This is a genomic window from Rhizobium sp. WYCCWR 11152, from assembly GCF_013087615.1.
In the GTDB taxonomy this organism is placed as follows: Bacteria; Pseudomonadota; Alphaproteobacteria; order Rhizobiales; family Rhizobiaceae; genus Rhizobium; species Rhizobium indicum.
This window is the reverse complement of record NZ_JABFCP010000002.1, coordinates 287,889-314,716: the sequence shown is the minus strand read 5'-3', so window position 1 is coordinate 314,716 and position 26,828 is coordinate 287,889. Positions and strand designations below refer to the sequence as shown.

Here is a 26,828-nt window from a genome sequence, read left to right as displayed (position 1 = left end):
GATTGATGGCAGCGTGGCGGCGGAAATCGGCCAGCCGAGACTGAACAATTCGAGTTTAGATCTAGCTTCACGGCGCGGATGCGACATGACTTTCGTAGAATCGCAAGGGGACAGAAAGTATCGGACCAGCGAGAGAGTGGGCGGGCTCGTTGAGTGCTCGTCGCTGCAGGTGGAGCTGCGGCGTTTCGATCCGGGCTGGCAGGTCGACCTTACACTCGAATGCACGGAAATAGCCGTTCTGCTCTCGGGTCAGTCGAAGATCAGGTGGACTGGTGACGGTCACAGGCAGGAGGCTATCGCTCGGCCCGGTGTCGCTTGGATATGTCCGGCTGGTGTCCATGAGAGCGATGTAGAAATCATCGGCACCATGCCCGAGTCCCTGCACATCTTCCTGCCGCCGTCGCTCGTCGGTGAGAGCGCTCTTTCGAACTTTGACATCGACCCGGCCAGGGTGCAGCTCGCCTATGCCGGCGGCGTCCCCGATCCCATGGTGCTGCAGATCGGCCAGCTCTTTCGCGGTTTGTTGAACAGAAGCCTGGAGCCGACCGATCGGCTCTTCCTCGACGGGATTCAGATGGCGCTGGTGGCGCACCTGCTCGGCACCTATTCATCTGGCCGGTGGCGACCTGCCGCGCGGGCGCCGGCCATCGATCCAAAAAGGCTGCAACGCGTCTTCGATTTCATCGAAGCCCGCATCGCCGCACAGATCTCGCTGAATGACCTTGCTGCCGAGGCCTGCCTTAGCCCCTTTCATTTTGCCCGTATGTTTCGCAAAGCCACCGGCCTGACCCCGCATCGCTACGTCACCGAGCGACGGATCGAGGCGGCTAAGGAAAAGCTGCGGCTTGCGCGATCCTCGCTCGTGGAGATCGCGCTCGATACCGGCTTCGGCTCGCAGGCGAATTTCACCCGCGTCTTTCGCAAGATGACTGGCTTGACGCCCGGCCAGTACCGCACGCTCATCACCGATTAATGGTAGCCGCCTGCCGGAGCGCACACCGGAGCGCAAGATTTGCGCATAGCGCAGCAAGAGCTGAAAATACTGCAAAACCCTTTTCGGCCTACACCTGTCTCATCGAACGGGGAGCACTCCCCAAACGAAAAGAGGAGGCAGGCAGATGATTACCACCGACCAAGCTCGCAGGATCATCGCCGCAGGCGAGTCGCGGGCTCAAGAAATCGGCGTGCCGGTCAATATCACGGTCCTGGACGCCGGAGCCCATCTCAAGGCGTTCAGCCGAATGGACGGCGCAGTGCTCGGTTCGATCGACCTTGCTATGGGCAAAGCCCGGACGGCCGTATTGTTTCAAACCACAAGCGAGGCCGTCTGGGAATATTGCAAGCCCGGCGCTCCCGCCCATGCCCTCGAATTATCCAACGGCGGCTTGGCTCCCTTTCCCGGTGGCATCTCGCTTTTTGCCCGCGACGGCACAGTGATCGGCGCCGTTGGCGTTTCCGGCGGAGCGGTGCCGCAGGATCTCGAAATCGCGCAGGCAGCGGCTGCAGCCGTCGTGTGATGCTTGTGCCGATCCTTGATTTTGACCAACCCCAAAGTATCGAAAGGAATGTCGCATGACCAAGACCATTTTGATCACTGGTGCAGGCTCTGGCTTCGGCAAGGCTGCCGCCATCGGCATGGCTAAGAACGGCCACAGCATCATCGCGACCACGCAGGTTTCGTCACAGGTCACGCCGCTGCGTGAGGAAATCGCCGCCCTCGGACTCAAGGACTTCCGCGTCGAGCGTCTCGATCTCACCGATCCCTACGACATCAAGCAGGCGCAGGGCTGGGACTTTGACGTCCTCTGGAACAATGCCGGCATGGGCGAAGCCGGCCCGGTCTGGGAAATCCCGATCGAGCTCGTCCGCAAGAACTACGAAGTCAACGTCTTCCTGCCGCTGGTGCTGACCCAGGGCGTCGTCCAGAAATGGGTGCGCGAACGCAAGAGGGGCAAGGTGGTCTTCACGTCCTCGATGGGCGGCCTCTTCACTCCGGCCAACTGGGGCACCTACGTCTCCACCAAGCACGCTTTGGAAGCGATCGCCGAAGCGCTGCAGCAGGAACTCGCCCCTTATGGCATCAAGATCCAGACGATCAATCCGGGCGCCTACTACACCGGCTACAACGAGACGATGGCCGACAATCCGTTCCGCTGGCTGGACGACAGCAAGAACTTCACCAAGCGCGCAGATCTGCGCAAGGGCTTCGACGATTTCTTCGCCACCCCCGAAGGTAAGATGGACCCGAAGGAAATGATCGACCGTATGATCGACGTCGTCCCGGCCGACACCGGCAGGTTCCGCAACGTGGTTCCGAAGGTAGTCGAGGACATGCTGAAGGAGCATCAGCTGAGAGCCTGGGAAAACCAGATCTGATCAGCGTTTTTGGCGGCGAGCGCTGCAAGCGGCACCCGGCCAGCGGATGTCGCGCCACCAACCCGATCCTTGGAGGAACCCATGTCCACCACCGCAACCGCAACAGTCCGCAGCCAGGAATCCTTTGTCCACCGCATCTTCAACGCTGCCCTCGGCATCGCCGCCACCATTCTGGCTATGGGTGGGCTGGAGGCTCGCGCCGCACCGCAGACGCTGACTGAAACCGAACGCCGCAACAAGACGACCGTCGAGGCTGGCTTTGAAGCGTGGGCGGCCGGCACAGGCAGCCCTTATGACCTCCTCGCCGACGACGCCCGCTGGACGATCGAGGGCTATTCGCTGGCGTCGAAGACCTATCCTAGTCGCGAGGCGTTTTTACGCGAAGTGATCCGCCCGTTTAATGCCCGCATGAAGGCGCCGCTGAAGCCCGCGATCCGCAACGTCTATGCCGACGGCGACACTGTGATCGTCTTTTTCGACGCCCGCGGCATCGCCCGCGACGGGGAGCCCTACGCCAACACCTATGCCTGGTTTCTCGACATGCGCGACGGCCGTATCGTCCGCGCCTCGGCCTTCTTCGATTCGGTCGTGTTCAACGCGTTCTGGACCCGCGTGACGCCGGCCGAATAGCCGGGACGGCCACGTGCTGGATCCATGCAGCAATCGTCAGGACGGCAATTCAATTTATCGCGTGCATCTGATCTGCCGTCGGTCGCGCGTCATCTTTGTATCACGCGCCGCGAAGCGACCAGGTGGATTGGCCTGTTGCCTTCAAAGGCCCGTCCGCTGCGCTGCACGTCCGCCGTGCTTTTATCGCCGTCCAATTGAAACTGGTTGACCAGATCCCGCAGGCGGCCTGCCTCGGAGGACAACGAGGCAACGGCAGCCGTCGACTGCTCGACCATCGCCGCATTTTGCTGGGTCGCCTGGTCCATCTGATTGACGGCCGTGTTGATCTCGGCAAGTCCCGTCGATTGCTCGCGCGCCGAGGTGGCAATCGCATCCATGAGTTGGTTGATCTGGACGACGTACTCACCGATCGACTTCAGCGAGGTTCCGGTTTCGAGAACCAGTTTCACGCCATTTTCCACGTCAGTTGATGACTTTTGAATAAAGCCTTTGATTTCCTTGGCGGCTTGAGCTGCCCGCTGGGCAAGCTCGCGGACCTCCTGGGCGACCACGGCAAAACCTTTGCCCGCCTCTCCCGCACGGGCGGCTTCAACGCCGGCGTTCAGCGCCAAGAGGTTCGTTTGGAAGGCGATTTCATCGATTGCACCGATGATGTTCGAAATCTGCTGTGAGCTGTCTTCGATGCGGCGCATGGCCTGTTCCGCCTCAGAGACGACCGTTGCCGACCGCTGGGCACTGATATCGGCTTCTTTGGCCACATTGCGCGCCTCGTCGGTGCGTTTGGTCGACATCGTCACATTCGAGGTGATCTCGTCCAAGGCTGCAGCCGTCTCCTCGAGAGAGGCGGCTTGTTGTTCGGTGCGTTTGGAAAGATCCTGCGCGGCAGATGCAATTTCACCGGTTCCGTTGTCGATGCTGTGTACCGTCTCGAGCACGGCGCCGATGGTCGCACCCAATTGCCGGAGCGAAGCGTTGAAGTCTTCGCGCAAGGCTTCGTATTCGGCCGCAAATTGCTCCGAAAGCTGGAAGGAAATGTCGCCTGATGCAAGCCGCCGGAGACCTTCGCCCAATGTCGTGGTCGCGAAGCGCAACTGTTCCGCCTCGCGTTCGGCGCGCTGCTGGGCTGCGGCGCGCGCTGCCTCGCTCTCGCTGCGGGATTCGGCGGCTTCCTTCTCCAGCCTGACGACGTTGAGGGCATTCTGACGGAAGATTTCAACCGCGCCGGCCATCTCGCCGACTTCGTCGGCGCGACTGGCATAGGGAATATCGCTGTCAAGATCGCCATCCGACAAGCGCCTCATGGCGGAGGCGATGCTTCGGATTGGGTTGGCGATGCCCGATATCGCAAACAAGATGCCGGCTAAGGCAAGAAGCACGGCCAGCGCTGCGATCGCGGCCGTCAGCATGAAAGCGGATTGTGCGGAAGCACCGCTCGCGGCCACAAAGCCTTCGGCCTGGCTGAGAATAAAAGCAGCCAGATCTGCCACCGCCTTGTTCACCAGCTCGGCTTGTGGCTCCATATTTTCCTTGAAGAAGCGGATTGCTTCAGGCGTCTTTCCGTCATTTTCAAACGCAATCATCTGCTCTGCCAGCGCGCGATATTTGGCGAGTTCCGGCTTGATCTGATTGATCAGTTCGCGCCCCCGCTCGGTGCGGACGCCTTCTTCGTATTCGGCGACAACTTTCTCGAGCGTGGCAACGGCGGCATCGATTCGTTGCTGCCCGACATTCCGCTCCTCCGCTGTATCCTCCAGGAGGTAATGGGCATGGACCAATTTCAGGTCGAGGAAGTCATCCTTGATCTCGCGAGCCGTCACAAGCCGCTGCATCCAGAAGGTCCCGATCTGCTCAGTATTGGCACGAAGTGTCGAAATCGTGCTCAGCGAGATATAGGACAGGCCAACCATGAACAGACTGATGATCGACAGCTTTAAGATCAGGGCTTGCTTGATGCTCGGGCGCTTCATGCGGGTCTCCTCGAAGGTATCTGGAACGACCGGCATGCCGGCTGATGCAAGATCTCGCGCTAGATTCAATAATTTAGTATTAACTAAACAATGATCTCGCTCTATTTTCCTGAGATCTTCTGATCAGATCCATACTTCCGCGATCAATTAAACGCCCTGCGACTTAAAGTTCCTGGAAATCCAAGGAAATAGCAGCCATGGCGAGCGAAAATGGCAGCGCCATCAGGTCTCGATACCAAGAAATGAATCGGTCGACATTGACCCGGTTTTGGACATCGAGCCCTGATGAGAGGGAGCAGATCGGCACGATCTGGTCATCTTCGCCATGGAGAACGAGCGTTGAAACGCCAATCGCTTTCAGGACGGGAAATGCCGATCCGCTCACGCAGCTGTCCTGCCGTCTGTGACGTCGGCAAGCACCTGCATGCTTGCCAATAGGTCCACGGGACAGATACTGGACCCATGCACCAATTAGAAAAGCAATTTGCCGGCATTGAAATCGTTCTCTGGCAGTATTCCGAGAACGAAGGCGATCGGAACCGCAGGATGCAGTCGCTTTCACCGGATGAGCTGGAGCGCGCCGCGACCTACCGCTTCGAACGGGATCGGGCCTCGTTCGTTGCCGGCCGGTATCTCTTGCGGAAACTGTTGAGCGTGCAAACCGGGATATCGCCGAGCAAGGTCCCATTGTCTCCGGACAGGCACGGCAAGCTGAGGCTTGAAGGTCGTGAGAGGCCGCAATTCAGCCTCGCAAATACCGACGGGCTTGTCGCGGTCGCTGTCGCTTCAGGATGTGACCACCTGGGAATAGACTGCGAACGCGTCGATACCGAGATCGAAGCGGCGGCAGTGGATAACTATTGCAGCGCGGACGAACGGCGCTGGCTCATGGAATTGCCTGCGTCCGAACGCACGCGTGCGGCCATTGCACTTTGGACCCTGAAGGAGAGCCATCTGAAGGCACTCGGCGTCGGGCTGCACGAGGATCCCCGCAATGTCGCCTTTTCCTGGAAGGATGGCATCCCCGTCATGGTCGGCGGCGATCGCGATCGGCGCTGGCATCACCGTCTGGTCGAAAGCGGCAGCCAGCACGTCGTCGCGCTGGCTGCTTGCTCTCAATCCGGGTCCCCCGGCATTTCGACGCGCCTGTTTCAGGACGATAGCATGCCGTCCGAATAGCCGGCTCGGAGCTGATGAGGCATTGCGGAAGCGGTCTCCGTCGCCCAGGCGAGTTGCCCATTGTCGGGTTCCGCATCGAAGTGCTGCCGGCCGAGAAGCGCATTGACGATGGTTGCGCTGCGCCAGGCCATGAGGCTGAGCTGAGAGTCGGCGATACCGTGCGAGTATCGCCCTGCATTCTGCGCAAACAGCCGGTTGGCCCTCGGACCCGTCCACTGCATCGTGTAGTCGTCATTGAGAAGCGGATAGCCGTTTCTGTCGAGCGTTATCCTGTCGCCCAGCGAGCCGAGAGCATCGGGCAATCGGAACCGGTAGCCGGTTGCCAGAACCACCGCATCCGCATGCAGCACCTCGATCCCACCGTCGAATTGGTTCCTGACGATGAGCCGATAGGCATTGCCGTTCCGCTCCATCTGGATCACATCACGATTTGGGGCCAGAGATGCGTTGAGCGTGCTCGGCTCGAGATAACGCAACGCATAGAGGCGTCGATAGATCGCGTGAATCGTCGAAATCGACAAGCCGTCGCTGGTCAGGATCGAGTTCTTCAAAGCGGCCTGCTTCTGCTCGCCGCCGAGCTTCAGATAGGCCTGCACGTATTCCGGTGAGAAGACCTGGTTCGAAAACGGCGTGTCGTTGATCGGCTCGAAATTGTGACGCCGGCTGATCCATGTCAGCTCCGTCATCGAACCGGGATCGGTCAGCAAGGCTTCGACGACTTCACCGCCGCTTTGACCGCCGCCGACCACAACGATGCGGGCAGCACCGAGATCGGTGAGACGCGATTTGGCCTCGCTGTTATGAAAGCAATCGGTTCCTAGAAACGGTTTTGCCCAGTCGGGCACGAAGGGCGAAGATCCCGTGCCGATCACCAGGTTTCGCGCTTCTTCCTGCCCGTTGTCGAACCGCAGGAAGAAGCGGTCGTCGCGGTGCTCGACGTCGCGGATCTCCGTGCCAAAGCGCAACCCGTCCAGGCCGTTGGCGACCCAGGCGAGATAACGTGCAAACTCCTGCCGGGGAACGGCCTCATAATTGGCGTTCAGGAAAGCGTAGAGCCTTTTATGGGCAACCAGATAGGAGACGAACGACCAGCGGCTGGTCGGCAGGACCGGGGTGACGAGGTCTTTCAAAAAGGACGATTGCAGCTCGACGCCGGGCATCATCATGCCGGGGTGCCAGTCGAACGACGGGCGCCGCTCGAAGAAGCGGCTTCTGATCTCGGGCGCCGACTCGAACAGGCAGGCGAGGCTCAGATTGGAGGGGCCGATGCCGATGCCGGCAATATCCAGCGGCTCTGCATCCCTGCGGGCAAAAGCGACGGTCATGCGATATCCTTCTCTGTTTCCTTGAGACGCAGGGCAAGCCTTGAGTGGAAGGCGGGAGACCCGATCATGTGCAGATGGTTGGTGCCGGTGATGATTTCGGCCGCACGCGCCCGCGGCGACAGGCGGCGCCAGTCGATCAGATTGAGGCCGCGGTTGAGGCTGTCGTCGGCAGCCCAGGGATAGATCGGCACATCGTGGGGAACCAGCCGGTGCTTGCGGAAGATCAGGGCATTGTCGATCAGCACCCAAAACGTATGCTCGCGACTGCTGATATCGGGCCCGTCGTTTGGAAGCGGGTCCTTTTCGTCGCCGACAAAGCGCAGGAACTGATCGTAAGTATCCGCGTCCATCGTCGACAACAGCCGGTCCCATTCGGGGCGCATCGCCGTTTTTCCAAGCCATGCCTCTACGTCTCGATGAAGCGCATCGCGCTCGCCCGGCCGGAACCTCGGCTTTGCTCCGATCGCGAATTCCGATCCGAGATCGCAGACGTCGACCATTGCCATCATCCTGACGTCGACCTCATCACCGAGGGCGCGGGCGGCCTCGTAGGCCAGAAGCCCGCCCCACGACCAGCCGAGGAAATAGCAGGGCGCTCCCTGGCTATGCATCCTGATGTAATCGACATAGCTCTCGATGATCTCTTCGACCGGAGCGCCGACTGCCTTTTTCTCGGAAAGCGAGTGGCAAATGAAGCCGGTCGCCGGCTGATCGGCTCCGAGATAATCGACGAGCTTGACATATTCACGCGTGCTGACGAGAAGCCCCGGAAAGCAATAGAGCCGCGGCTTGGCGCCGGAAGCACGCAACACGATCACTTCCGAGATATCCCGCTCGTCGCCCTGCTCCACGACGCCGGCAAAGGAGCGTATGGTCGGGTTGTTGAAGATATCGGCGACGGTGAGCGGGGTTTTCGGCCGGCGCTGCCGCAGCTGCGAAAGGATGCGGATCGCGCCCAGCGAATTGCCGCCGATCGCGAAGAAATTGTCCTCGACGCTGATCGCTTCCAGCTTGAGAACCTGCCGCCAGACATCCTGCACCTCTTCTTCAAGCGCGGTCGTCGGCTCGACGATGGCACGCTTGACCGGCTGCGGCGCCGGCAGCGCGAAGCGATCGAGCTTGCTGTTCGGATTGGTCGGCATTTTTTCCAGTTCGACCACGGCAGCCGGCACCATATAGGACGGCAGGCTACGTTCGAGACCGGCGCGGATCGTCTCGACGTTCAACGTCTCGTCCTTCTTCGGAACGACGTAGGCAACGAGCGCCTTTTCACCGCCGGCATCGTCATCGCGCAGGACGACCAGAGCTTCGCCGACGCCGGGTTGCTGAAGCAGAGCCGCTTCGATCTCACCAAGCTCGATCCGGTAGCCGCGAAGCTTCACCTGATGGTCGACACGACCGACGAATTCGACGGTTCCGTCATCACGCCAACGCGTCAGGTCGCCGGAGCGATAAAGCCTGCCGCCCTCCGTGAAGAACGGATCGGGGATGAAGCGGTCCGCTGTCGTGTCCGGCTTGCCGAGATAGCCGCGTGCGATACCCTCGCCGCCGATATAGAGCTCGCCGGTGACGCCGATCGGGCAAGGATTGAGATCGGGGTCGAGCACATAGACCCGCCTTAATCCGACAGCACGACCGAGCGGAGCATAGACCCCCTGAAATTTCGTGCCGGCCCTCACCTTCCAGACCATCGGCGTCATGATGGTTTCGGTCGGCCCGTAGCCGTTGATCAGCCATTCCGATTTCAGCGCCCGCGACAGTAGATCGAAGGTCGGTTGCGCCAGCCCCTCGCCGCCGAAGGAGTAAAGCCGCATCGGCGGTGCGCCGTCGGTTATATCGGCCCATTCCGCCAGTTGCTGCAGATAGGTTGTGGGAATGCTGGCATTGTTGGCGCCGTGCTTGCGCATGGCCGTCAATGTCTCTTCCGGCGTCCACAGCGGCTGATCGGGAAGAATGATGCTGCCGCCCTCCATCAGCGGGTTCATCCATCGCTCGTGCCCGCCATCCGAACTGAAAGGCAGGAACGGCAGCTCGCGGGAGGCCGAACTCATGCCGTAGACACGCGAGGTGTTCTGCAGATGGTGCGTCAGCGGACCGTGCTCGACGGCGACACCCTTCGGCAATCCCGTCGATCCTGACGTGTACATGACATAGGCGAGCTGATCCTTGTGAGTGGGAATATCAAGGGGCGTATCCGGCTCGCCGTCGAGGTCGATCTTGTCGAGTTCGAGGATAATCGTGTCGAGCTCTTCCGGCAGCCGATGGCGAAGCCAGCTATGGGTCAGAACGATCTTGACGCCGCCATCGCGCAGAATGTGATGGTTGCGCACCGGCGGATGGTCGGGCTCGACCGGGATATAGGCGCCGCCCGCCTTCAGCGTCGCGAGGATCCCGACGATTGCCTCCGGCGAGCGCTTGATGAAGATGGCGACCGTCACCTCGGCGCGAACACCCAGCTGCCGCAACCGATGTGCGAGGCGGTTGGTGCCCGCCTCCAGCCAGCCATGGCTCCACTCCTCGTCGCCGTAGACGATCGCCGTCTTCTCCGGCGTCTGGCGCGAATGGGCCGATATCAGCTCGTGGACCGGTCTGTCATCGTTGACGACGTCGTCTTCATAGGGCGCCGACAACTGGTCGAGTTCGTCACTGCCGACGAGTTCGATGTCCTTGATCCGCACATTCGGCCGCGCAACGATCTGCTCGAGCACAAGGGTGAAATGCCGGGAGACACGCGCGATCAGGGCGCTGTCATAGAGATCCTGTGCATAATCGATCAGCCCGGATGCGGCCCCATCCAGACCCGCCTCGATCACCAGGGAAAGCTCGCTGTCAGCGCGCGCACCCGGCGGCTCCAGATTTGTTGCGTGCCTGGAGACCGGATGCGGCTCGCGGAATTCGAACAGGGCCTTGACCACGGCTTCCTGGGCCGCCGCTTCGTCGACGACCAGTTCCTGCGTGATGCGCTCCAGCGGAACGAGCCGGGCAAAGCCCTCCTCCGTTACCGATGAGATTGCAGCAATGACATCGTCAAGAGAGTTTCTGGAGGCGAGCGACAGGATGAGGGGAAGGACCTGTTCGGCACGGCCGCGGTTCGCAAGGTGTTCCTTCTCCGGCCGCGCGATCAGGAGCCCGGTCAGCAAAGCATAGTTCCCGCTGTAGCGTGCCAGCAGCGCGCAAAAGGCGGCATGAAGCACGCGCTCGACCTGATATCCCTTATGCTGCGCATGTCGACCGAGCTTTTCCCAGAGACCAGGCTCGATCGAAAATCGATGCTGAGCGCGCGCGACACCTGCCAGCCCGCCGCTGTTGAAGCGGGTGGGAAAGGTCGAGGCCGCGTAGTCGAGACCGATCGTGTTCCGCCAATAGGAGAGGGATTCCTGCGCCTGCTCGGTCTGCAGCCATTCAGCCTCCCGCGTTCCGGCCAAGATCTCAGTCAGTTGCGTGTCGCCGGAGGGTGCGCCGTCGAGAATTCGCGTCAGGGAGCCGGCGAGAATAGACTTCTCGCGATCGTCCGAGATTACAGGATGAAGCACGATCGTCAGAAGCGACTGCCCATCGGCAAGCAAGATGATTTGAACACGCGTCGGTGGACCAGCAAGGAGATCGAAGCGCCCGTCGCGGAAGGCTTTCTGGGCGGCCAACGCATCCGGCTCTGCAAGAGCAGCGCTTTCGCCGACAATCTCGATCGGTACGGCGCTCAATGCGCCGCAGTATTGCTCGACGCGACCGCCTGCCAGCCGGCGGAACCGGGTGGCAAGCGACGGATGTTGCGCCACGAGCGTCCGGCAGGCGCCGGCAATCGTCTTGACGTCGACCGCCGGGCGCAATCGCAGCGAAATGACCTGGTCGGGAAACACCGTGTCATTGCCGATCTGCTCCAGCGACCAGATACGCTTCTGCGCGATCGTCAGCGGGAAGCTCTCGAAGACCGCGTCCGTTGCGACATCGGTCGGGTAGGCATCTGCGAAGTTTGTGATCTGTTTGTTCATCCGTGCCATCCAGCCGTTTTCAGAGACGCGCATCGCCGGCGATTGCCGAGCGCAAAGAGAGGGGGCGCGGATCCGCCCAGACTGCAGCGATATGCGCCAGGCATTGCTGGCGCGAACCGGCAAAGCCCGCCGGCTCCCAGCCCAGGGGAATCCGCTTGTCTTGCGGCCAGACCGAGTAGCGACGCTCGGTGTCGATGACGGCGATCCAGAGATCGTCGTGAGGTTCAAGATTATCCATTCGCAGCTCCTGCGGTGATGATGGTCATGCGCAAGTGACGGATCCGGCAGGCTGCAGTTTAGAAAATTGATGAGAATTTTTTTCTTCGCTTACCCCTAAACCCAGCGGGAGATGGATCGTCATTCTACTAAATCGGCGCAGGAGCACGCTTCATGCTCGCAGCACCAAAAGTCCGACCGGTCCTCGACCGGCCAAGGAGAACATCATGGATTTTGACGCCGTCAAACAAAGGCGCGCTCTGCAGTCGCGCAGCTACGTCAGCCTTGCCCCCAATCTCATCCACCTCAAGACCGCTTACGGCCACCACGAAGCCGCATTCGAGGTCGAGGCCGGCATCGCGTCGGTGACCTTCTACCATGGCGATCCGGTGCAATCGGCAGAGCTTCTGATGGCGGCTGCCGAAGCCGTGACGGCAGAAGATCGCTCGATCACCTCAGTCGTCTTCGAAGGGCATCAGACAAGCCTTCCCAGACACATTGCGGATGCAGGCGGAAGGCTCGATTCGGCGATCCTGTGGCAATGGCCTTCACTATGGCTGCCGCAGCTGTCCTATCCGCTGCCGCCCGTGCAGGAGATGACCGCGGGCCGCTATCATCCGCGCCGGCCGGCAAAACCGAAGGGCACGATCTACAGGCGTTTCATCCCCTGGCTGGAACGGGAAATCACCTTCACGGTGGCCGATCCGGAGACCGATCTTGCAGCATTTCATCGCTGGATGAACGATGAGCAGGTCAACACGATCTGGGAGGATGCGGGTTCGATCGACAAACATCGCGAGATCCTGGAAGAGAGGATCGCTGATCCGCATGTCCTGCCGCTGATCGGCAGTTTCGCGGACATTCCCTTCGGCTATTTCGAGGTCTATTGGGCGAAAGAGAACCGGCTCGGTCCCTTCTACGATGCCGACGACTATGATCGAGGATGGCACGTCGCGATCGGCGAGCCCGGCTATCGCGGCAAGAAATGGATCAGCGCATGGCTTCCCTCGCTGATGCATTTCATCTTCCTCGATGATCCGCGCACGAAGCGCATCGTCGGTGAGCCGCGCGCCAGTCACGAGCAGCAGATCCGCAACCTCGACCGTTCGGGTTTTGCCAAGGTCAAGCACTTCGATTTTCCGCATAAGCGGGCGCTCCTCGTCATGCTTGGCCGCGAGCGTTTCTTCGGCGATCGTCTCTGGGTGCCGGCATCATGAACGACATGAGCGACGTCAGCGGCAGCTTCCGGAGACGGCAGCGCCTCGCACCGGAAGACCTTGCCAGTCCTGAGCTTTTCAGGCTGCTGTTTCGGCTTGGACTGCCGGCCATGTTCGGCCTGTCGATCAACGCCGCCCATCATACGATCAACATGATCTTCGTCGGGATGATCGGTGAAGACCAGATCGCGGCGATCATGATCGTCCTGCCGGTCCTCATGCTCATCGCCGCCTTCGGCGAGGGGATCGGCGTCGGTGTCGCAACGGAGGTCGGGCGCACGCTCGGAGCCGGCAACCGATCCCGGGCCGGCGCCATTGCCTCGATCAGTCTTGCTGCCGGCGTCGTTTTCGGCGCGGCAAGTGCCATCGCAATCGTCGTATTTCCAGATTTGCTGCTGTTCGGCGCCACCCCTGCCCTTCAGCCGCTCGCGCAACATTATCTGATGATCATTGCGGTCTCGGTGCCGCTGACGATGGCGCAGATCATTCTCGATTTCCTGGCGATCGCAGAGGGCAATGCCCGCTTCAGCATGTGGACGCTGGTCGCCTGCTTTGCGCTGAACATGATCCTCGATCCGATCATGATCTTCGGCTTCGGCCTCGGCCTGCAGGGCGTTGCAATCGCAACCATCCTGTCGCAGCTCGTCGCGCTTTGCATCTATGCTGCCTACCACGCCAGGCGACTTGGGACGGTCCGGCTGACGTTTGGCTGGCGGTGGCGAGATATCGGTTATCTCAGGCCTGTCCTTGCTGTGGGCGCGCCGACGACGCTGACAAGTCTCGCAACCGCTGGCGCGATTGCGGCAATGGTGTCGCTTGCCGGCACCTATCACGGAGAAGCCGGCATCGCCGGCGTCGGGATTGCCTTGCGGCTGCTGGCGGTCGGAACCCTCCCCGTCATCGGCATTTCACTCGGGGCCCAGTCGATCCTGAGCTTTGCCTGGGGTCGAGGCGATACGGCCCGAGTGCTGTCGACAGTCCGCATCCTGACAGTGGTCACAAGTGCGGTGAGCGGCGCATACGGGTTGGGGGCGCTCGTTTTCTCCCAGGAGCTTGCCTCGTTCTTCACCGACGATGCAGTGGTGATCGGGATCGCAGGGCAGGCGATCATCGCGACCCATCTTCCCCTTCTGTTTTTCGGCCTGCGGCAAACGGTGCTGATCCTCTTCCAGGCTCAGGGCAGACCGAAAGCGGCGGTTGCCATTGGTCTGGCGCAGAATGGCTATCTTCTCTTTCCACTGCTTGCTCTCCTGCCGCCGTTCTTCGGCTTTTCAGGCTTGCTGGCAGCAATGTTCCTGGCCTCTGCCCTGACCGGGCTGCTGTCGGCCGTCTGCCTGGCGAGGACGCTCAGCGCGCTCCGGCAGCGCTCTGCCGACCATCTGACCTCCATCCGTCCATTTCCCAGCTTTTGTCCATGAGAGGATGACCATGAACCAGTCGATCAACCCGCACGACCTTGGCGCCCATGCGGTCGCTGACGATCTCTTTACGCCTGTCGATCCGGCGGCATTCAACGCCGTGTCTCCGCCGATTTTCCAGACGTCACTCTTCACCTACGACAGTTACGAGGCGATGGAGGATGTTTTCGCCGGCCGCACGCGCAACTACATCTATTCGCGCGGCGACAATCCGACGGTCCGCGAATTCGAACTGCTGGTCGCCCGCCTCGAGGGCGCAGAGGATGGACGGGCTTTCTCCAGCGGAACGGCCGCCATTACATCGACAATTCTCAGTCTTGTTGAGGCGGGAGACCGGGTCGTTGCGGTCCGTCATCTCTACAACGATGTCTACCGCCTTCTGGTGAAGCTGCTTGCTAGGCTCGGTGTCGCGGTGGACTTCGTCGATCCCGCCGACCACGACGAGGTCCGCAAGGCGCTGTCGGGCGCCAAGCTGCTCTACCTCGAAAACCCCACATCCTTCGTCTTCGAGCTTCAGGACATTACGGCGCTGTCGGCCATGGCAAAAGAGGCCGGCGTCACCACCATCATCGACAATTCCTGGGCGACGCCGCTGTTTCAGAAACCGATCCAGCATGGCGTCGATATCGTCATTCACGCCGCCTCGAAATATCTCGGCGGTCACAGCGATACGGTCGCCGGCGTCGTCGTCGGCTCGAAAGAGGCCATCGCCAGGATCAATGCGACATCCTACCCCTATGTCGGCGCCAAACTGTCTCCGTTCGAGGCCTGGCTGCTGCTGCGCGGCATGCGCACGCTGCGTGTCCGTCTCAAGGAGCATGAGCGCAGCGGGCTTTTGCTGGCCGGGCGGCTGAAGGAGCATTCTGCGATCGGACGCGTTCGTCACCCGGCATTCCAGGAACATCCCGGAAGGGCGACGCTGACGGGTTATGCCGGGCTGTTTGCCTTCGACCTCAATCCCGATATCGATGTCGCACGTTTTGTGAATAGCCTTCGCGACATCCGCCTCGGTGTCAGCTGGGGGGGACCAGAAACGCTGGTGGTCCCCGCCAAGGTCGCGTTGCAGATCCCCGACCGGATGACTTCCTTCATCCGGTTCGGCGTGAGCGAGCAGACGGTTCGTTTCGCCGTTGGCCTGGAAGAGCCGGAACTGCTGTGGAGCGATTTGCAGCAGGCGCTGCACGCAGCGAAACGGTAGGCTCCTGCCGGTGCGCATGATCGGGGCGGGAAGCAGGTTCGGCGATCGCCAGATGGCAATGTTCCTCTGCCGCCTTGATCATGAAGTTGACGAGGGTCCTTGAGACGCCGAGTTCGGCTGCAATATCCTTCTGCGGCACGCCGTTGAGGCGATGGCGAATGAAGGCATCGTTGGTTCGCTTCGGCAGCGCCTCGAGCGAGGCAAGCACATTGCGCAGGGTCTCGGCAGCGACGAGCTGGTCGAGCACGGTGGGGATGGGAGCCGTAATCTCCTGAATCTGGTCTATCGACCTATGGTTGTTCATCTTCTGGCGTCGCCGGCGGCTCTCATCGAGTGCCAGATTGTAGACCATCCGGAAGGCGTAGCCGATCGGGCAACGAATGTCGTCGGTCTTGACACCATAGGCTTTAATGACTCCATCTTGAAAGATATCCTCGGAATATGACTTTGATTTGACAACGCTTTCAATCGTTTTAAGGAGCTTATCCTTGTTTTCGATCATGGCATTGACCACGGCATTTCCGTTCACATCACGATGCAATGTGTGCATTGTCCTGTACCCTTTTTACAAATGGAAAATCAGGCTCTGTCGTTGCTGGCTGGTTCGGTCTTAGCCTTCCTTTTTTGGAGGAAAGTACACGATTTGATTGCAGTGTCTATTTTAAGGTGATAACAGGAGTCAAGTTTAAATCGACCGATCGGAGGCGAGAAAAATGGGAAAAACAATTGAGATCCTGACCGGCAAGGCAGAGCTCTGCCGATCGATCATGGGGGCTTTGCCCGACTGGTTTTCAGAACCCGAGGTTATCGAAGCGAGTGCCCAGGCGATCGAAGACCTGCCGGTGTTCGGTTATGTCGAAGCGGATGTCGTGACCGCGTTGATGGCTTTGAAGCCGCACCCGCCCGGCGCCGTCGAGATCGCGCTGATCGCGACACGACCCGAACATCACGGTCGCGGCGCCGGACGCCATCTCATCGATGCGGCCGAGCGTTTCGGCCATGAATCGGGTGCGCGGCTGCTGACGGTCAAGACGCTCGCCCCGCGCGGCCTCGACGAACCGCAGTTCGAGGCGACGCGGCGCTTCTATGACCGGAACGGCTTTGTGCGGGCGGAGGTCTTTGCAAAGCTCTGGCACGAGGACCATCCATGCCTGTTCATGGTCAAGCCACTCGCCGGCGTCCAGGCAGGTGAGACTGCGCTTTGAGACGACGGGACTTTCTGCTTGGCGCGCATTGGCAATAACTGGCGCGCAGGGCACCCGTCTCTACGCGCGGTGGACGATAGGAGCTAATGGCGCCCGTCCGGCAACGGACAGGCCTCACCGCAGCCAGCCACGCCCGGCAGATTATAGCGCAGGCAGCAGACTTTCCGGCGAGCGAACTCGAGGCCGCATTGCTGTCGTGCAATGCGGATCATGCCGAACATCGGATTCCGCCTGCCGCATGGCCATTGAGCTTCTTCCAGCAGCGCCAGGCCGCCTTCGACGAGGTGGGGCTCGTGATGATGGGCGATCTCCTTGAGAATCCAGGAGAGATATGCCGCGACATTGTTCCAGAGAAGCTTCGGAGCGACGCCGGCATTGGCGGCGATCGCCGCGATCACCGGTTCGGCGTGGCGGCGCATCAGCCGGTGAAGCTCGCAGGCGGGATCGGTGGTAACGTCTGGTCTTTCGGACATCACGAATGCTTCGGGCTCGCCCGTATGTTCATTGCAGACGAGCGAAAGCCGATCGATCTCCAGCGGCAGCCCGATCCGGTGCACGAACATGTGGACGCTGGGGGCAATCGTCAGCATGCTGAAATAGTAGAGCGTCCACATGGAGACGATCGCGCGACGGTCGCTGCCTGGAAACTTTTGCGCATATCGGCCAATGATATCGTCAAAGATTGCACGGTCGCAAAGATTCCTGCAGGGAATGACAATACCCGTCTGGGGCGGGGAACCGAGCAGCTTGCCGCGACAATAGGAGAACGGGCCGTCGCCCACCAGGCCGTCGAGGTCGACGGCCTGGTGGGCGACGGGATGATCACCGATCAACGTCGCGGGCTGGAGCGCTCCGCTCGTCTCCGCCGCCATATATTACCACCGATACTTCAGGGTCGCCGTCATGTTGCGGCCCTGGCCGAGATAGCAGAAGCCCTCGTTGCAGACCGTGTCGCGCTGGTCGGCAATATTGCGGATATTGAAGGCAGCCGTCAGACCCTCGTAGTTCTTGTCGATCGCGCCGAAATCATAAGCGGCAGATGCATCGACGTAGAAGCTCGAAGGGTTCTTCGAGGTATTGGCGGTATCCGTCCAATTCTCGCTGACATAACGGACGCCCGCGCCGACCGACAGGCCGTTGAACGGATTGGTTTCCTGGAAAGTATAGTTGGCCCAGAGGCTTGCGACATGCGCGGGCGTGAAGGCCGGCGTGTTACCCTCGTTATTGCCCCCGGTGACCTCGGAATGATTGTAGGTGTAGGCAGCAATGAGATCGAGACCGTCGGCGATTGCCGCGCGGGCTTCAAGCTCGATGCCCTTTCCCGTCACTTCGCCGAGCGAGTCATAGGCAAGGGTCAGCGGATTGACCAGCACCGGCTTGTTCTTTTCGACGATATGGTAGGCGACCGCCGACAGCAGGATGTCGGTGCCGGGCGGCTGGTACTTCACGCCGAGCTCGTACTGTTCGCCCTCCGTCGGCTCCAGGATCTTGCCGGATGTCGACCGGTTGGTCACCGGATCGAACGAGGTCGCATAGGAAACGAAGGGCGCAATGCCGTTGTCGAAGAGATAAAGTGCACCGGCCTGCCAGGAGAAGGCATTCTTGTTGACGTCTTCCGAGTCGTTCAAGCCGAAGGAGGGGTAGGTCGTGTCACGCGTCTGGTTGACCCAGGTCTGGCGTCCGCCGAGGTTGAAGCGCCAGTTTCCAGCCTCGATCTGGTCCAGGGCGTAAACGCCGACTTGGCGCATATCGGCATCGGCAACGATGAAGTTATAGTCCGGCGTTGCGCCCGAAACACCATAGGTCGGATTGGCAATATCGAAATCGAATGCCGAGTTCACCGCCCCGATGCCGTAGCCCCAGTTCGACTGGAGATTGGTGTAATCGAGCCCGAACAGCATCGTATGGGCAAGCGGGCCGGTATCGAACTTCGCCTCGAGCTGGTTGTCGACCTGGAAGACATTCATCTCATCCCGGATCGAACTTGCGTTGCGATGGGCGACAGTCCCGGTCCAGCTGGAAACGCCGAGGTAACGAGCCCTGAGATCGAGATGGGAATAACGCAGGTTCTGCCGGAAGGTCAGGCCATTGTCGAATTCATGCTCGAACTGATAGCCGACCTGCTGCTGCTTGACCTTCTGGTAGTCATAGTCGGGATCGCTCGCCCTGATGTCGAGGATCCTCCCGTCCGAGGTCGTGATCGCGCCGACATTCGAGTCGGTCTCGTCGGCCTGCGCCAGGCCGTACACCGTGAAGGAGGTGCCCTCGTCCGGTTTCCAGGTGAAGGACGGCGCCAGGAAGTAGCGGTCGTCGGCAATATCGAAATTGGTGTCGCCGCGGCGGGCAAGGCCGACGATGCGATAGAGGAAATCGTCGTTATCTTCGCTGATCGGCCCACCGAAATCGAACATCGCTTGAGCCCGATCCTTGGTGCTGTAGGAAACACCCACTTCACGGATCGGCTCTTCGGTCGGAAGCTTCGATATCTTGTTGACGAGGCCGCCCGGCGATCCCGAGCCGTAGAGAACGGATACCGGCCCCTTGATCACCTCGATGCGCTGCAGTTGATAGGGATCGGTGCGGAACGTGCCGTAGTTGATGTAGGGCTGGCGCAAGCCGTCACGATAGTCACCGACCGTCGTGGCGTTGTAGCCGCGAATGTAGATCTGGTCGAAGCGCGGATCGAAGCCGTTCGGCCCGGTCGTCACGCCGGCCGAATAGCGCACGGCCTCGATGATGCTCTGGGCGCCACGCTGCTCGATTTCCTTCTCGGTGGTCACCGAGACCGAACGCGGCGTCTCGACGAGCGGCGTGTTGATCTTGGTCGCAGCCGAACTGTTCTTGGCGGCAACGGACGTCCGGTCGGTCTTGCTATCAGAGGATGCGCCTTGAATGACGATCGGTTCCAGCGTTGTGGCGCCGGCATCTCCGGATACGCTCTGGGCTGAAGCCGGCGATGCTGCACTTCCGATCAGGACGATCGCTGTCGTGAGAAACAGGCTATCTCTATAAATTCGCGATACATTATTAGAAACATTCAAAAAAACACGCGCCATTGCTTGGTCCCTACGCCACGGATGCGGGCGGAACCTATGGAGCGAAATTGGCCTTGTCAACATAAGATGATTATTTTAGTCACCTTTTAATCGATAAAATCTGCGCCCCCAACACTCCCGAAGGGGTTGCACTCAGCATCGAGGCCCGTAACGTTCTGTGCGGGTAAATTGCCAACGCAGGCGATTCTGTCGTGCGAGAGATCACGTGCGGACCGAGACGACTGTTAATCTGCAGGTTTTGATGGGGCGAACCGTAAATTTGGCCCGGCACAGGTGAGACTTTGAACCGATGTGACACACTTAACAACATACTGTCGTGAAGTGGTCCAAAATCATTAGGGCAAGCATATCGTCTTTCGGGGCGGAATTCGCGGCTCGTCTTGTCTCCGACCGTCTGCTCCCTAGATCCGACACATGGATACCGAGCGAACCACAGCTCCTATCAAACCGGTAAGGGCGTCTTCGCGGAAACCTCTTCAGAGGTTGAGCCCGGCCATTGTAGAGCAAGTCGAGTGCCTGCTCGGTGGACGCACGCGTGATATCCGCCTCAATGGTGAGCTGGCTCGGCTTTTCGGCGAACGCTCTTGGCCGCGGACTGCCAAGATCATCCGCGCGTGGATGGTTTGGGTTATCGTGCTCGACGTCCTGACGTTAGGCCTCAACGCGATCTTGCTTCCGACCGAAACCGTTATGTCGATGCTTTGGCCAGCGTCTATCCTTCCCCCCGCGGCTCTTGTCGCTGCGATAGCCTTCCTGCGGCCGCATGCTTTGTGGGTGCAGGGAGTTTTCCTCCTCTCGGCTGTTTTTCTCATTCTCCTGTCGGTCGCCTTGGTGGGCGTTAACACCGGTGGCGAGTTTTATGAGCGGCATTTGACCATCATGCTTTTTGTGGCCGTCACTGCCATTATCATATTTCCCGTTCCACTCGGTTGGGCGATGGCGATCGGTGCTGCCGCCCTTGGTATCTACCTTGTGTTTCAGCTGCGCAACCCGGGCATCGAAGTGGGAAGTGCTCTGGCCGGGACGCTGTTTTTCGCCAGCGGGGTGGCGGCAACCATCGTTGCCCGACGCACCGCCACCATCTTCGCTCAGAAGACTTTCTTGCTCGAGTTACGAGATCGAAGCCGGCTCGCGGAGCTTACCGACGCCAACTCGCAGCTGGAATTGCTGGCGCGGACCGACCCGCTGACGGGTGTCGCCAACCGGCGTTCGATGATGGAAACGCTAAATCATTTCTGGAACGAGGACCTTAAACGAACGAGCGGCGCGGCGATGCTGATGTGCGATGTCGACGACTTCAAGCATCTCAACGATAATCTCGGACATGCCGAAGGCGACCGTTGCCTGGTGAAAGTTGCCGGCATCATTCAGAGCAGCATGAGAGACGAGCGGGACCAGGTCGCCCGGTACGGAGGAGAAGAATTTCTCGTCTTTCTCCCAAGCTCCGATGAACAAGAGGCCGGATTGGTCGCTGAGAGAATTCGCAGCCGAGTGGAAGCTGCGTCTCTTCCAAATCCTACCTCCCGCGTCGGTCCCTGGGTCACTGTCAGCATCGGACTCGCGATATTGATGCAAAACGGTGAACTCGTGTCAGCAGAGCACATGCAGCGCCAAGCGGATGCGGCCCTCTACCTTGCCAAAAAGACCGGCCGCAACCGGGTGGTGGTCCATTCTCCAGAGGTCGATCAAAGCCTCCAATGAAGTAATTCCAGCAAAAGTACGCTGTTCCTGTTGTCCTTCTGGTGCCCAAAAACGACCGCCTTAAACGGCTTCGAGCCGGTTTGGTGTCGACCGTCCAAGCTTGCCCATTTGACAGATATCCTACAAGTCGATATGTAACATCCATCTTATCGACGATGCGGGAAGGTGACCGGGGCATGACATTGAAATCGATGAAGCCGCTGACGCGCGCGCCGCTGTTGCATGTCTCCGTGCAGGAAAGTCTTCGCGCCTATATCGACGATAATGGTCTCGCGCCCGGAACCCTGCTTCCGGCGGAAGGAGAACTCGCCACCCAGCTCGGTGTCAGCCGCAATTCGCTGAGGGAAGGCATCAAGGCTTTGGAATCGCTCGGCGTGCTGGAGACGCGGCGCGGCGTCGGCATCTTCGTGAAGGCCTTTTCCTTCGAGCCGCTTCTCGACAACCTCGCTTACGGCCTCGGCGGCGCCCTGCGACAGATCGAGGAAGTCCTCGAAATCCGGCGCACGCTGGAAGTGGGATTGATCGGCAAAACGATCGACGTGATCGGTGAGGAGGACATTGCCGAGCTGCGCGCCACCGTCAATCGGATGCGCGCCCATGCCGAGCGGGGCGAAACCTTTGCGGAAGACGACCAGCTGTTCCATCGACTGCTGTTTCGCTGCCAGGACAATGAAACGCTCGTGCGGCTGATCGATGTCTTCTGGCTCGCCTTCTACAAGGCGTCGGATTTCGTCAATCTTGAAAATGCCGATCCGATGGCGACGTGGCGCGACCATGCCGCGATCGTCGATGCGATCGAGGCAAAAGATCTGGAGGAGGCGCGCAGGCGCCTGGATCGTCACTACGAGGGCATCGCCCGGGTGATTGCCAACAACAAGACAAGTTCAAACGTGGGAGGAACACATGAAAAGACTGTCTAGATTATCCGTTATTGCGCTTGGCGCTCTGCTGTCGACGGCTGCCGTTCCGGCTCTTGTCGTTTCGGGCGCAGCAGCTGAGGCTCAGGCAGCCACGCTGTCGGGTGGCTTCGATGTCGGCCCCGGAGGCTTCCAGGGCAACTTCAATCCGCTCGCCGCGACCGCCGGCTTCACCTGGCTCAGCGTTTACTACGAACCGCTGATCACCTATGACGAGAAGCTGCAGAAGGTCGTCGGCGCGCTGGCAAGCTCCTACGAGGTCAGCTCCGACCAGATGACCTACACGTTCAAGCTGACGGACGCCAAATGGCATGACGGCAAACCGTTCACCGCCAAGGACGCGAAGTTCACCATGGGCCTTGCTATGGATGCGAAAACCGGCTCGGTGCTCGCTGCCCGGCTGAAGGGCATATCGTCGGTCGAGACGCCGGATGAGCACACTGTTGTCATCAAGCTCAGCGCGCCGAGCAGCAGTTTTCCCGACACGATGACCAAGGTGATGATGCTGCCCGAGCATGCGCTCTCCTCGATTCCGGCCGACCAATTAGCGAAGAATACCTGGTGGTCCACCGCTCCGATCGGCACCGGTCCGTTCAAATTCACCAAATACGTCTCGGATCAATATGTCGAACTTGCCGCAAACACCGATTATCGCGGTGGCAAACCTGCACTGGAACGTGTCATCAATCGTTATTTCGCCAACCCGGCCGCAGCAATCGCTGCGCTGAGATCCGGCGAAATCCAGTTCACCTATGTCGATTCCAACGACGTGCCGACCTTCAAGGACAACAAGGACTTCCAGGTCATCGAAGGCAACTCTTTCGTCGTCAACTATCTCGGCTTCAACCACGAATCCCCGCTCTGGAAGGATGTGCGCGTCCGCCAGGCGGTGATGTACGCGATCAATCGCGATGCCATCATCCAGAGCCTCTATGGCGGTGCGGCCAAGCCAGCTAATTGCGCCTATGTCGCCGACCAGCTGATACCCCAGGGCATAGACAGCTATGCCTATGATCCCGAGAAGGCCAAGCAACTGCTGACGGAAGCCGGCTGGGACCAGATCAATGGCGGCAAGCCGATCACCCTTCTGACCTATTACACCACGCCGCTGGCCACCAACGTGCTTGCCGCAGTCCAGGCGATGCTTGCCCAGGTCGGCATCAACATCGTCCCGCGCGCCGTCGATGCCCCGACCTATAACAGTATCGTGCTCAATGCGACGCCGGACATTGCCCAGTTCCAGTTGGTTTATGCCGGGCTGCAGAACGGGCCGGATGCCGGAAGCATCAATGTCGGCCTTAACGAGAAGCAGATCCCTCCGGCCGGACCGAATGTCGCCAGGGTTCGCATGCCTGACCTCACCAAGGCGCTCGATACCGCGCTGGCCGAGCCTGACAGCACCAAGCGGGATGCCGCCTACCAGGACGTCTGCAAGGTGATGAACACCAACCTGCCCTGGGCGACCCTCTGGGTGGCAAACCGCTACGGCATCGTCTCGACCAAGGTGAAGGATTTCGTCTGGACGCCGGCGCCTGGCGGCGGCCCCTACCAGGCCAACCCACAGAAATGGTCGATCGCCGAATAGGCGTTTTCCGCGAAAGCTTTGAGGGTGGCTTCGGCCACCCTGACAAGACGGCTCGATAAGACGGATTGCCGATGCTCCAATACAGTCTCAGACGCCTGATCATAGGAATGGGCATGCTCGTCGCCCTGAGCATGCTGATCTTCCTGCTGCTGCGCCTGACACCCGGCGATCCGATCGATGCCTATATCGATCCGAACCTGCCGATGTCGCCGTCAGACCTTGCCGATCTGCGCAGAAGCCTCGGGCTCGATCAGCCCTTGCCCGCGCAGTATCTGGGCTGGTTGCAACAGGCGTTGACGGGCAATCTCGGCTATTCGATCAAGCGTCTCGATCAGCCGGTTCTGGGTTTAGTGCTGTCACGGATCGGCCCGACAGTGCTCTTGATGGGCACCGCACTTGCCTTTGCCATCGTCGCAGGCATCACCTTCGGGGTGATCGGCGCCGTCCGCCGCAATTCGCTGGCCGATCTCTCCTTGTCGGTGATTGCGCTTGCCGGCATTTCCAGCCCGGCCTTCCTCAGCGCGCTGATCGGCCTTTATATTTTCTCCGTTCGTCTGCACTGGATGCCATCAGGCGGCATGCTGACGCCGGGCGAGGAATTCTCGCTCGGCGACCTCCTCCACCATCTGATCCTGCCAGCGGCACTTCTGTCTGTCGCGCAAGCCGCATTGATCATGCGTTACATGCGCGCTTCGCTGCTCGAAGTCCTGAACCAGGATTACGTGCGCACGGCCCGCGCCAAGGGCGTTCGCGAGTTCTGGGTCATCACCAAGCATGCCTTGCGCAATGCGCTTCTTCCGATCGTGACGCTGATCGGCTCCACCATCGGGCTTGCAATCGGCGGCGCCATCTTCATCGAGAGCGTCTTCAACTGGCCGGGCATGGGTCTGTTGCTCGTCGATGCCGTGCAGACCCGCGACTACCCCGTCATCATGGGCGCGACGCTCGTCATCGGCGCCTGCGTTATCGTCGTCAATCTTCTGACCGATATCACCTATGCGGTCGTCGACCCGCGCATCAAGGTGGGCTGATCATGCTGGCACGCTCTTCCGAACGCCGCAGCCCCGGACCACTTGCCCGCGCCTTCAGTCGGTTTCTGCTCAATCGCGCAGCCGTTGCCGGCGTCTGCATTGCCATTCCGATGCTGCTGCTGATCCTTTCCTATCCGCTATGGTGGGCTTTCCGGCCGAACGACATCGATCTTCTGGCCATGAATAGCGGCCCGACGGCAACGCACTGGTTCGGAGCCGACGGCGTCGGCCGCGACGTCTTCGCGCGCGTGCTCGAGGGCGGCCGGATTTCGCTGCTGGTCGCTGTCGCATCGACCGCGCTTTCGGCAGTCATCGGTTTTCTCTTCGGGGCAATCTCGGCGCTTGCAGGACGCTGGACGGACGCCGTCTCGATGCGCTTCGTCGATCTGGTGATGACCCTGCCGCCCGTCATCTTCCTGCTTGTGCTCGCTTCGATTGCCGGCACCGGCATCTGGCCGACGGTGCTGGTCATCTCGCTGCTCTCCTGGCCGCTGCTTGCGCGCATGATCCGCTCGCGGCTGCTGGAATTGCGCGAACGCGACTTCGTCATGGCCGCCCGCGGCATGGGCGCCGGCATCGGACATCTGCTCTTTCGCCACGGCCTGCCGAACTCGATCGATATCCTCGTGGTCTATGCAACGCTTCAGATCGCCAATGCCATCCTGCTCGAGGCGGGGCTATCCTTTCTCGGTCTCGGCATCGCCCCGCCGGCGGCAAGCTGGGGCAACATGCTGAACGCGGCCCGCTCGACCGCGGTGCTCGAACAATATCCGTGGCAATGGCTCTTCCCCGGCGCCGCGCTCATCCTTGCCGTCCTGGCAATCAATTTCATTGGCGATGGCCTCAGAGATGCCTTCGACCCGCGTGCCGAACTGAACTGACAATCGAAAGAAGCGAAAATGACCAAATTCAAGGGTGTCGTCCCCCCCGTCGTAACACCGCTCAATCCGGATCTCACCATCGACTACCCATCCTATACACGCGTGCTCGAGCATCTGATCGATGCCGGCTGCCATGGCGTATTCGTGCTCGGTTCGACGAGCGAGGTGATCTTCCATAACGAAAAGACCCGGCGGGAAATCATCGACCATTCGGCCAAGGTGGTGAATGGTCGGGTGCCGCTGATCGTCGGCGTCATCGATCCGACCACGGATCGCGTCATCGCCCATGCGAAGGTCGCAAAGGCGGCCGGCGCCGATGCAGTCGTGGTGACGGCGCCATTCTATACCGTCACCAGCCAGTCCGAGATCCTCGACCACTTCCGTTATATCCGCGACGCGGTGGATGTTCCCCTGGTCGCCTACGACATTCCCGTCTGCGTTCACGTCAAGCTGCAGCGCCAGACCGTCGTCACGCTCGCCAGGGAAGGCGCGATTATCGGTCTCAAGGATTCGAGCGGCGACGACGGCAACTTCCGCTATGCGCTCCTCGATCTTGCCGAGCACAAGGACGTCTTCCTGATGACCGGCTCCGAGATCGTCGTCGACACTGCCTTGCTGATGGGCGCCCATGGCGTCGTTCCCGGTATCGCCAATGTCGATCCGCACGGCTATGTCCGCCTTTGGGATGCTGCCCAGCGCGGCGACTGGGTCGCCGCGAAGAAGGAGCAGGAGCGCCTCTGCCGCCTGTTCGAAATCGTCTGGGTCGCGCAGGGCCGGGTCAGCGGCGGCGCAGCCGGCATCGGCGCCTTCAAGACCGCCATGCGCAGCCTCGGCATCATTGATTCCGCTGTCATGCCGCGGCCGCGTGCATCCCTCAACGATGCCGAAACGGCGCGGATCGACGAGATCCTGCGTGTTACCGGCCTGCTGAACTGAG

23 protein-coding genes are annotated in these 26,828 nt (G+C 60.4%); 15 read left to right on the top strand and 8 right to left on the bottom strand.

All coding sequences use genetic code 11. The features are described 5' to 3' along the window. The first annotated feature begins 85 nt into the window (after nt 1-85). From G9X67_RS01750 to G9X67_RS01735, 4 genes are all read left to right on the top strand, one after another. A complete protein-coding gene (locus G9X67_RS01750) occupies nt 86-973 on the top strand; it encodes an AraC family transcriptional regulator (protein WP_171597972.1) in 888 nt (295 codons plus the stop codon). Nucleotides 974-1,118: 145 nt separating this feature from the next. Further along, on the top strand, nt 1,119-1,517 hold the full coding sequence (locus G9X67_RS01745; RefSeq protein WP_138390346.1) for a heme-binding protein: 399 nt from the start codon (nt 1,119-1,121) through the stop codon (nt 1,515-1,517). A gap of 55 nt (nt 1,518-1,572) precedes the next feature. Next, entirely contained in the window at nt 1,573-2,376 is an 804-nt protein-coding gene (locus G9X67_RS01740; protein WP_138390347.1) for an SDR family oxidoreductase, read from the top strand. Nucleotides 2,377-2,457: 81 nt separating this feature from the next. Continuing rightward, a complete protein-coding gene (locus G9X67_RS01735) occupies nt 2,458-3,006 on the top strand; it encodes a nuclear transport factor 2 family protein (protein ID WP_138390349.1) in 549 nt (182 codons plus the stop codon). Between the two features lie 89 nt (nt 3,007-3,095). On the opposite strand, the gene G9X67_RS01730 is transcribed toward G9X67_RS01735, so the two are convergent. Next, complete coding sequence (locus G9X67_RS01730; protein WP_171597870.1) at nt 3,096-4,973, bottom strand: HAMP domain-containing methyl-accepting chemotaxis protein; 1,878 nt, start codon at nt 4,971-4,973, stop codon at nt 3,096-3,098. Between the two features lie 163 nt (nt 4,974-5,136). After that, entirely contained in the window at nt 5,137-5,358 is a 222-nt protein-coding gene (locus G9X67_RS01725; protein WP_138330737.1) for a hypothetical protein, read from the bottom strand. Between the two features lie 77 nt (nt 5,359-5,435). On the opposite strand from G9X67_RS01725, the gene G9X67_RS01720 reads away from it, so the two are divergent. Beyond that, entirely contained in the window at nt 5,436-6,152 is a 717-nt protein-coding gene (locus G9X67_RS01720) for a 4'-phosphopantetheinyl transferase superfamily protein (protein WP_171597869.1), read from the top strand. Here the strand turns inward: G9X67_RS01720 and G9X67_RS01715 are convergent. Genes G9X67_RS01715 through G9X67_RS01705 form a run of 3 tightly spaced genes read right to left on the bottom strand, consistent with a single transcriptional unit; the run spans nt 6,125 to nt 11,704 of the window. Continuing rightward, on the bottom strand, nt 6,125-7,477 hold the full coding sequence (locus G9X67_RS01715; protein ID WP_171597868.1) for a SidA/IucD/PvdA family monooxygenase: 1,353 nt from the start codon (nt 7,475-7,477) through the stop codon (nt 6,125-6,127). The genes G9X67_RS01720 and G9X67_RS01715 overlap by 28 nt on opposite strands. Continuing rightward, on the bottom strand, nt 7,474-11,466 hold the full coding sequence (locus G9X67_RS01710) for a non-ribosomal peptide synthetase (protein ID WP_171597867.1): 3,993 nt from the start codon (nt 11,464-11,466) through the stop codon (nt 7,474-7,476). The genes G9X67_RS01715 and G9X67_RS01710 overlap by 4 nt, the downstream gene beginning before the upstream one ends. 19 nt (nt 11,467-11,485) lie before the next feature. Beyond that, nucleotides 11,486-11,704: an MbtH family NRPS accessory protein gene (locus tag G9X67_RS01705; protein WP_171597865.1), complete on the bottom strand. Its 219-nt coding sequence runs from the start codon at nt 11,702-11,704 to the stop codon at nt 11,486-11,488. Between the two features lie 205 nt (nt 11,705-11,909). On the opposite strand from G9X67_RS01705, the gene G9X67_RS01700 reads away from it, so the two are divergent. The 3 genes from G9X67_RS01700 to G9X67_RS01690 are packed head-to-tail and all read left to right on the top strand — an operon-like array spanning nt 11,910 to nt 15,515. After that, nucleotides 11,910-12,899, top strand: a complete 990-nt coding sequence (locus tag G9X67_RS01700; protein ID WP_138330742.1) for a GNAT family N-acetyltransferase — start codon at nt 11,910-11,912, stop codon at nt 12,897-12,899. After that, on the top strand, nt 12,896-14,317 hold the full coding sequence (locus G9X67_RS01695) for an MATE family efflux transporter (protein WP_171597859.1): 1,422 nt from the start codon (nt 12,896-12,898) through the stop codon (nt 14,315-14,317). Before G9X67_RS01700 ends, G9X67_RS01695 begins: the two co-directional genes overlap by 4 nt. 10 nt (nt 14,318-14,327) lie before the next feature. Next, nucleotides 14,328-15,515 carry a PLP-dependent transferase gene (locus tag G9X67_RS01690; RefSeq protein ID WP_171597857.1) on the top strand — a complete coding sequence of 396 codons (1,188 nt, stop codon included), beginning with the start codon at nt 14,328-14,330 and terminating at the stop codon, nt 15,513-15,515. On the opposite strand, the gene G9X67_RS01685 is transcribed toward G9X67_RS01690, so the two are convergent. After that, nucleotides 15,406-16,065: a sigma-70 family RNA polymerase sigma factor gene (locus G9X67_RS01685; protein WP_138390368.1), complete on the bottom strand. Its 660-nt coding sequence runs from the start codon at nt 16,063-16,065 to the stop codon at nt 15,406-15,408. The genes G9X67_RS01690 and G9X67_RS01685 overlap by 110 nt on opposite strands. Before the next feature lie 163 nt (nt 16,066-16,228). Between G9X67_RS01685 and G9X67_RS01680 the strand changes: the two genes are divergently transcribed. Continuing rightward, nucleotides 16,229-16,720, top strand: a complete 492-nt coding sequence (locus G9X67_RS01680) for a GNAT family N-acetyltransferase (RefSeq protein ID WP_171597856.1) — start codon at nt 16,229-16,231, stop codon at nt 16,718-16,720. Nucleotides 16,721-16,803: 83 nt separating this feature from the next. Here the strand turns inward: G9X67_RS01680 and fhuF are convergent, their stop codons facing one another. Next, nucleotides 16,804-17,592 carry a siderophore-iron reductase FhuF gene (gene fhuF / locus G9X67_RS01675; RefSeq protein WP_171597855.1) on the bottom strand — a complete coding sequence of 263 codons (789 nt, stop codon included), beginning with the start codon at nt 17,590-17,592 and terminating at the stop codon, nt 16,804-16,806. 3 nt (nt 17,593-17,595) lie between these two features. Then, the gene (locus tag G9X67_RS01670; protein ID WP_171597854.1) at nt 17,596-19,776 is read right to left on the bottom strand and encodes a TonB-dependent siderophore receptor; all 2,181 of its coding nucleotides are present in this window, start codon (nt 19,774-19,776) and stop codon (nt 17,596-17,598) included. A gap of 483 nt (nt 19,777-20,259) precedes the next feature. On the opposite strand from G9X67_RS01670, the gene G9X67_RS01665 reads away from it, so the two are divergent. From G9X67_RS01665 to G9X67_RS01640, 6 genes are all read left to right on the top strand, one after another. After that, complete coding sequence (locus tag G9X67_RS01665) at nt 20,260-21,477, top strand: GGDEF domain-containing protein (protein ID WP_171597853.1); 1,218 nt, start codon at nt 20,260-20,262, stop codon at nt 21,475-21,477. A 176-nt stretch (nt 21,478-21,653) separates the two neighbouring features. After that, a complete protein-coding gene (locus tag G9X67_RS01660; protein WP_003550551.1) occupies nt 21,654-22,397 on the top strand; it encodes a FadR/GntR family transcriptional regulator in 744 nt (247 codons plus the stop codon). Then, nucleotides 22,381-23,979, top strand: a complete 1,599-nt coding sequence (locus G9X67_RS01655; protein WP_171597852.1) for an ABC transporter substrate-binding protein — start codon at nt 22,381-22,383, stop codon at nt 23,977-23,979. Before G9X67_RS01660 ends, G9X67_RS01655 begins: the two co-directional genes overlap by 17 nt. Nucleotides 23,980-24,050: 71 nt before the next feature. After that, nucleotides 24,051-25,010, top strand: a complete 960-nt coding sequence (locus tag G9X67_RS01650; protein WP_138390380.1) for an ABC transporter permease — start codon at nt 24,051-24,053, stop codon at nt 25,008-25,010. A 2-nt stretch (nt 25,011-25,012) separates the two neighbouring features. Continuing rightward, on the top strand, nt 25,013-25,891 hold the full coding sequence (locus G9X67_RS01645; RefSeq protein ID WP_003550548.1) for an ABC transporter permease: 879 nt from the start codon (nt 25,013-25,015) through the stop codon (nt 25,889-25,891). Between the two features lie 18 nt (nt 25,892-25,909). Next, nucleotides 25,910-26,827: a dihydrodipicolinate synthase family protein gene (locus tag G9X67_RS01640; protein ID WP_171597851.1), complete on the top strand. Its 918-nt coding sequence runs from the start codon at nt 25,910-25,912 to the stop codon at nt 26,825-26,827. Nucleotide 26,828: the final 1 nt, after the last annotated feature.